This is a genomic window from Mucilaginibacter terrae, assembly GCF_042679325.1.
Taxonomy (GTDB): Bacteria; Bacteroidota; Bacteroidia; order Sphingobacteriales; family Sphingobacteriaceae; genus Mucilaginibacter; species Mucilaginibacter terrae.
Genome location: NZ_JBHTMJ010000008.1, coordinates 232,740 through 239,917 on the forward strand (window position 1 = coordinate 232,740; position 7,178 = coordinate 239,917).

The following is a 7,178-nucleotide window of genomic DNA, read 5'->3' on the forward strand; positions in this document are numbered from 1 at the left end:
TGGGCTACAACTTTAGCTTGGAAAAAAAATCCCACAATATAATACCGGCCGATACTACAATATTGAACGAATGCTTGGTGCCAAATTGTGGTATTTCGATGCAAGTATCAATTTTAGCCATTACCTCATCGCTCACGCCGTTTACTTCGTTACCAAATATAAGGGCGTATTTTTGATTTGCCTGCGGCTCAAACTCGTTAAGCATTATACTGTTTTGCGCCTGTTCAATGGCAATTATAACATAACCCTGACTACGTAACAAATCTACCGCCTCAATAACATCGGCATAATATGTCCAGTTGACCGATTGTGTTGCGCCTAAGGCTGTTTTCTCGATCTCGCGGTGCGGTGGCTGGCTGGTAATGCCACATAAACAAATCTGCTCTACCGCAAAGCCATCACTGGTTCTAAATATCGAACCTACGTTATGCATACTGCGCACACTATCCAGCACAATAACTACAGGCAGTTTAGTTTGTTCCTTAAACTCTTCTACCGAAACCCGGTTAAGCTCATCTAATTTTAGTTTGCGCATTTATTTTTTGTGGTTCATGGTTGATATGGGAAGTTCATAGTTGATGGTACAAAGTTGTTGCATAGCTATTAAGCCGCTAATTGTATTGACTCTATTAACCATGATCTATTAACCATGAACCAACAACTAACCATCAACTAATCAACTAATAACACTCAATAACTAACCAACCAACTCATGTACTCCATCGCTTATATGGGTAGCATAAACAGAAGGGGCATAACCAATTTTCGCAGTGTAAAAACTAATGAGGTTTTGGCTATAAGTTTCAAAGGCATCTGCTTTTACAATGGCAATAGCGCAACCACCAAAGCCGGCACCGGTCATTCGGGCACCGGTTACACTGTTATCTGTCCGGCTGTATTCTATTACAGTGTCAAGTTCATCACCGCTTACTTCGTAATCGTTTTTCAGAGATTTATGCGAGGCATACATAAGGCGGCCGAATTCGGTTAGGTTATGCGCCGCCAACGCAGCGGCGGCTAATTTTACCCGGTCATTCTCTTCTATAACATGGCGGGCACGTTTGTGTACTATAGCATCTGTAATTAAATGCCCGTATTGTTTAAAGATGTCGCCGTCAATATCGCACAGGTTGTTAATGCTGAGTTCCTGTTGCAGGGCGTTCAGTGCCTGTGCACATTCTTCCACACGCTCGTTGTACTTACTTTCGGCCAGTTTACGGGGTTTATTCGTATTAATGATCGCTAAAATATTATCGCCCAGATAGGCATCAACCGCCTGGTAGTGTAAAGTATCGCAATTAAGCATCAGGGCTTTGCTTTCTTCGCCAAAGGCTACCGCAAACTGGTCCATAATACCGCTGCTTAAACCAATAAAATTGTTCTCTACCGATTTAGCCATTATAACCAGCTCCAACTTGGTGTAATCGCTCTTAAAGAACTGATTAAATGCAAATGCGGTAGCAATTTCTATAGAGGCGGATGATGACAAGCCCGAACCTATTGGAACATTTCCATAGTACAAAATATCCAAACCCTGCACACGTTTGCCGGCTTCAACAAAATGGTGCAATACTCCCAAGGGGTAATTGTACCATTCGGAGCCCGTTTTTTCATAAGCGGTTTGCACGCCTATATCAAAAGTTTCGTCAAAATTCACACTTCTAAACCTGAAAACATTGTCTTCGTTAGGAGAAAGTAGCATCCAGGTACCAAAGTTAATGGCACAAGGCATTACCAGGCCGCCGTTATAATCAATATGCTCGCCAATTAGGTTAACACGGCCAGGGCAAAAATAGGTTTCTAAAGCTTCCTGGTTAAATATGGTGTTATATTGCTGTTTGAGTTGATCTATGGTCATGTTCAGCAAAAATAAAAAAGCTGTTCACAATTACGGCTTTTTATTTTACGGCAATTTGCACATTGTTGGTTAGGTTTGAAATTATAAGCAAACCGGAGTTGCCGGTACTTGTTATAAACCTATAAACTAAAAATATGAAACAATACGTAGTAACTGCATACGATTATACCGACATAGAAGCCCGGCAGCGCCGTATGGATGTGCGACCGCATCATTTAGATAAAGTGCGAGAACTGAAAGAAAACGGCAACTATATTGCTGGTGGAGCTATTTTAAATGCCGACGAAAAAATGATAGGCTCGGTAATGATGGTTCAGTTTGAAAATGATGAACAAATGGAAAACTGGAAAAATAATGATCCTTATGTAACCGGCAAAGTTTGGGAAGTAGTAGACGTTAAGCCGTTTAAACAGGCGGTGGTGTAAAGAAGCCCCTCCCAAACCCTCCCCGGGAGGGAGGGCTTTAAATATTTATATATTTCATAAGTATTGCCCAGGGGAGATTTTAGAGGGGGCTACTAATTGTTCATCATGTCGAAAAGCAACTCGCGTTTTTCTCTTAACTGCCCGGCCTGTCCAATGGCAGCTTCATAATTGTCATTTTGAAGTGCGTCGATAGCGCCGGTAATAAATTCGTCAACTGGCATACCCCCGTGCGATTGATTTTTATCCTCGCGCCGATCGTGCCCTAACTCCGTGTCTACCGCAGGTGGAGCAATTTCAAAAACTTTCACGTGAGTATCTTTCAATTGATGCCTTAACGATAAAGAAACCGAATGGATGGCGGCTTTGGTAGCACAGTAAACCGGCATAAATGCCAAGGGTGCAAAAGCTAACCCCGAGGATATATTAATAATGGCTGCGCCGTTTTTAACACTCAGGTGTGTTGCCAGTAACGATGACAAGTGAATAGGAGCAACCAGGTTAGTTTCGATCTCCGAACGTACGCGTTTGAGATCGGCAGGTTTGGTGAGATCGGTTATTAACTGAATCCCGGCGTTGTTTACCAGCACATTAGTATCCGGGTAATTGGTAACCAGCCATTGTACTAATTCTTCACGTTGTTGTTCATCGGCCACATCGCATGTGTGTGTAATGATACCCGGATGTTTAACGGCAATTTCGTCCAAACGTTCTTGTCGCCGTCCGCATATTATGACTGTATTATCACGCTTTTTGAACTCTAAGGCAAGGGCTAAGCCAATACCTGATGTTCCACCGGTTATTAGTATGGTATTGTTAGTAAGCTGCATATAATTACAATTAAGAAAAAAAGCGCCGGTAATTAATATTGTGCCAACGATGTAATAGTATATTTATGAGGAAATGGAATCCAACTGCTTCATGTCATCGGCAGTTAAAGCAATGTCAGCAGCTTTCAGGTTATCTTCCAGGTGAGAAACTTTTGAGGTGCCCGGAATTAACAAAATATTATCGGCATGGTGCAGTAACCAGCTCAAAGCTACCTGATGAATGGTAGAATTGTGCTTATCGGCTACATCTTGCAGCACTTTTTCGGCCTTTACATTGCCACCGCTCAGCGGATACCAAGGTATAAACGCGATGTTTTGCTCTTTGCAATAATTGAGCACATCTTCCCATTTACGGTTATCAAAACTGTACATATTTTGTACCGATACCACCTCAAAATATTGCTGAGCGTTTTTTATATCATCCACATTAACTTCTGATAAGCCAATGTGTTTGATTTTACCGTTTTGCTGTGCTTGCTTTAAAAAGGCAAAAGTTTTTTCGGCAGGTACTTTTGGATCTATACGGTGCAGCTGGTAAAGTTCTATCTGATCGAGCTTTAATCTTTTCAAGCTGCCATCCAAAGCTTCTTTTAAATGTTCGGGGCTTGCGTCTATAGGCCATTCATTGGGGCCGGTACGCAATAAACCACCCTTGGTACCTATAATGAGGCTTTCGGGATATGGATAAAGTGCTTCAGCGATAAGTTCTTCGGAAACGTCTGGTCCGTAGCTGTCGGCAGTATCTATAAAATTCACACCCAGTTCAACCGCACGTTTTAAAACGCGGATGCTTTCATCATGGTCTTTGGGTGGACCCCAAATACCATCGCCGGTGATGCGCATAGCACCGTAACCAAGGCGGTTAACAGTAAGATTACCACCTAAATTAAAGGTTTTTTGGAATGTGGTATTAGCCATTATAATTAGATATATGTGCTAAAACAACAAAAGGAACATTGTAAGGTTTATCACGCCAGTGTAAATGTGCAGTTCAGTAGTAACGCACATTGCGTTAATGCAGGGGTGCATTACACACAGAATTTATCTGCACACTTGCACACCTGCACATCCGCTTATTGCTCATTTATTAACTCCAGCCAGTACCTTTTTTGGCAGCACCGCTTTTGATGTGTTCTTCGGCAGTGGCTTTACCCATAATAGCAGCCATTTTGTTGCCTTCGCTGTCTTTACCGGTGGCAATGTAACGACCCGATTTAATATCGATAACAGGATCTATCATCGGTACATTTTTAGTTTTGGTCTTTACAGAATAAGCAGTAATTCCGCTTGATGCTGGTTTTTCTTCTTTAGCCTTAGCCATAATGTTTTTAAGTTAAGTTTTGTGCTTAACCATTCAAAATTGCTTTTTGTTTGATTTATAGCTGTAAAAATTGAAAAGAGAAGCAAATAGGCTTATAAACGACCCGTGAATGCGGTAAATCTTAAATAAGGGAGGCTTTTCAGTAATATGTTTATTCTCCATAAAAACTTAAATTCTTTACGGATTTCCTTACGTAATAACCATAGATTTTTTTGATGCAATAGCTTGGGCAACGGTTTCAAGTCTTCTAAAAATTTGTTGTAGGCAAACCTCATCAATATATCATATTTGTAAAAAAAGGTTTTTCGTACTTCCGATGAATGGATTACACCCCTTTCGAGGTACCGGAAACTATTAAGCATTTTTGCGCTATAAAAAAGGCTTTTGCTATTAAAGCGTTTGAGGCAGATAAGTCTGGACTGGGCAACATGTTCAATAATTAGTGGTGACAAAAATAAACAACATACTCAAGCTTTAATATCCTTATCTCCATGCACCTAAAATGGCACCCATAATAGTTAATGCTACTATGCTGTAACCGCCGTTTATAAAGATTAGCCTCCAGCATTTAAGCTCGAACAAACTATGTATCGCAATTGCGCTGAAAGTCCATATACCGGCCAAAAACCCCGCTGTAGCACCCCAGGCCGCATCTGTTTTGGCATCATTTAAAAACATAGCCAGGTTGAACGCCATAATCACAAAAAAGAATGCCGTGAAACCGAAGATCTTAACTTTGTTGCCTTTAGCTATATCATTGGGTGTAAGGTTGCTGTCTTTCATCCAGGCGTTGGCAAATAACAGGGGAGAGTACCATAAACCGCCCAGGGCAAAGCCCGATAACGCGGCAATAAAAATAGCAGGATAATTAAGGGTCGAAAAATCCATAAGGTTTAAAATTTAGAGTTGAATTAAAAGTTAAGATAGTCATTTTTTAACTTTTAAAATATTTTCTGCTATATACTCGTGCATCAATATGAATAACAGATTAAAGGGTTACATTCAGAGGAACAGGTATAAGGCTTATTTAATGTTAATAACTTTTAATTTAACGGCAGGGATTTAAACCCAACTAAAAGTAAAATACAGTTTGAAACTGGTATTGCACATATTTTACTTTGTTTTCAAAATAGGGCAATGTTGATAAAGCATGCTGTATATGTTAATAAGCTGTGGAAATATTTGCACTCATAAATTTCAACTATGGCGTAAGAATTGCTGATAATCAGGTATATAATTAAAATTAATTATGAATGCATTTTATGAAAGGCTATCGCATTTTGCAGAGCTTGTAAAAGATGCGAGCCAACTCGAGCGGAATAATTATGCTGAATATTTTAAAGTTCAGCATCCACCGCACCCTATAATTAGTGGAACGCGTAGCGTGATGCCCAAATTAATGTTTGAAGAACACTGCCCAACCGAAACACGGCATAAGATCAGACACCTGCTTAAAAAATCATTTAACCGCATCCGAAACAAAGATTAGCGTTATTGCTTAAATAATTATGCCCGAATTGCCCGACTTAGAAGTATTTAGTATTAACCTAACCAAAGCCTTAAAAGGCAAAAAACTGGTTAATGTAAATGTACTTCAAGCTAAAAAACTGAATGTTACTGTTAATGAATTTACAGATGTTTTGCAAGGCCAGTTTATTGCCGGGGTTATACGCTCGGGCAAGCATTTGCATTTTAAATTCAAAAACGGTACCGTGCTTGGGCTGCATTTAATGTTGCATGGACAACTGCATTGGTTTGAAAAAGAAAATGAAAATAAGTACACGATAGTTGAACTTTATTTTGATGGAGGTACATCTTTAGCGCTGACTGATTTTCAGCGACAAGCTACTCCAACGCTAAACCCGGAGAAGGCCCAATCACCCGATGCCCTTGATAAAGAAGTAAACTTGAAGTTTTGGAAGGATACTTTACAAAAAAGCAAATCGGTAATTAAGACTATTTTAATGGATCAGCATGTGGTACGGGGGATTGGGAACGCCTATGCCGATGAAATTCTGTACAATGCCTGCCTATCGCCTTTTTCAATAGCAAATAAGATCCCTGATGATCATATTAAAATTTTAGATAAGTCGATCAGGAAAGTATTGATGGATGCAGTGAAAGAAATAATTAAAGCCAGGCCGGATATTATAAGTGGCGAATTACGTGATTTTTTCCAGGTACACCGCCCAAAAATGAAGACTACACCCAGTGGCGCGATTATCCTGCAAAAGCCTTTAGCATCGCGTAAAACTTATTATACCGAAGAGCAAAAATTGTTTAATTGACAATTTAAGTTTACAAGTGCATTTTTAACGATGTAAATTATAATATTTCTATTTAAAATTGTAATTTATTAAAATATTAATAAAAAATAATTTTATTTAATAAAAAATTTGCAAGCAATTGATTGTTCTGTTATATTTGTATCAACAAAGAGAATATATATCCTGTAGGATGGTGAAATTTGGCAGACACACCTCCTTGTCGCGGTGGCGGAGAGTTATGGGAATAGTTTAGTAATAAGCATAACCACTTCGTGAAGGTTCGACTCCTTCTCCTACAGCTCTTCTCATAATTTAGGTTTATAATTGGTTAGTACAGGCCCCTGCCCATCAGGGGCCTTGCTTATTTTAAAAGATTTTCCCGCTTATATTTGCTTTCCGTTTAGCGTTCGTTTATAACGGATCAAGCATAATTCTTGGGGGATATGGTAAAATTTATTTGTTTTGCAATTTAGAAACGAA

Annotated in this window: 8 protein-coding genes; 2 read left to right on the forward strand and 6 right to left on the reverse strand. The window is 39.5% G+C overall.

Annotation, left to right across the window (positions count from 1 at the left end):
- Window positions 1–4 precede the first annotated feature (4 nt).
- Both ACFQ3S_RS08055 and ACFQ3S_RS08060 read right to left on the reverse strand, forming a co-directional pair.
- Window positions 5–535 carry an RNA methyltransferase gene (locus ACFQ3S_RS08055; RefSeq protein WP_377163109.1) on the reverse strand — a complete coding sequence of 177 codons (531 nt, stop codon included), beginning with the start codon at window positions 533–535 and terminating at the stop codon, window positions 5–7.
- Window positions 536–697: 162 nt separating this feature from the next.
- Window positions 698–1,858 (reverse strand): galactokinase, encoded by a 1,161-nt coding sequence (locus ACFQ3S_RS08060; RefSeq protein WP_377163111.1) that lies wholly within the window; start codon window positions 1,856–1,858, stop codon window positions 698–700.
- 134 nt (window positions 1,859–1,992) lie between these two features.
- Here ACFQ3S_RS08060 and ACFQ3S_RS08065 point away from each other — a divergent pair, with 134 nt between their 5' ends.
- Entirely contained in the window at window positions 1,993–2,283 is a 291-nt protein-coding gene (locus ACFQ3S_RS08065) for a YciI family protein (RefSeq protein WP_377163113.1), read from the forward strand.
- Window positions 2,284–2,375: 92 nt separating this feature from the next.
- Here ACFQ3S_RS08065 and ACFQ3S_RS08070 read toward each other — a convergent pair whose 3' ends face one another.
- The 4 genes from ACFQ3S_RS08070 to ACFQ3S_RS08085 all read right to left on the reverse strand — a co-directional run bounded on the left by ACFQ3S_RS08070 (window position 2,376) and on the right by ACFQ3S_RS08085 (window position 5,319).
- Window positions 2,376–3,110 carry an SDR family oxidoreductase gene (locus tag ACFQ3S_RS08070; RefSeq protein ID WP_377163115.1) on the reverse strand — a complete coding sequence of 245 codons (735 nt, stop codon included), beginning with the start codon at window positions 3,108–3,110 and terminating at the stop codon, window positions 2,376–2,378.
- Between the two features lie 63 nt (window positions 3,111–3,173).
- Window positions 3,174–4,028, reverse strand: a complete 855-nt coding sequence (locus tag ACFQ3S_RS08075) for an aldo/keto reductase (RefSeq protein WP_377163117.1) — start codon at window positions 4,026–4,028, stop codon at window positions 3,174–3,176.
- Between the two features lie 169 nt (window positions 4,029–4,197).
- Window positions 4,198–4,431, reverse strand: coding sequence for a hypothetical protein (locus ACFQ3S_RS08080; RefSeq protein ID WP_377163119.1), 234 nt, complete (start codon window positions 4,429–4,431; stop codon window positions 4,198–4,200).
- Between the two features lie 483 nt (window positions 4,432–4,914).
- Complete coding sequence (locus tag ACFQ3S_RS08085) at window positions 4,915–5,319, reverse strand: DUF1761 domain-containing protein (RefSeq protein ID WP_377163121.1); 405 nt, start codon at window positions 5,317–5,319, stop codon at window positions 4,915–4,917.
- A gap of 620 nt (window positions 5,320–5,939) precedes the next feature.
- Here ACFQ3S_RS08085 and ACFQ3S_RS08090 point away from each other — a divergent pair.
- On the forward strand, window positions 5,940–6,719 hold the full coding sequence (locus ACFQ3S_RS08090; protein ID WP_377163123.1) for a DNA-formamidopyrimidine glycosylase family protein: 780 nt from the start codon (window positions 5,940–5,942) through the stop codon (window positions 6,717–6,719).
- Window positions 6,720–7,178 lie beyond the last annotated feature (459 nt).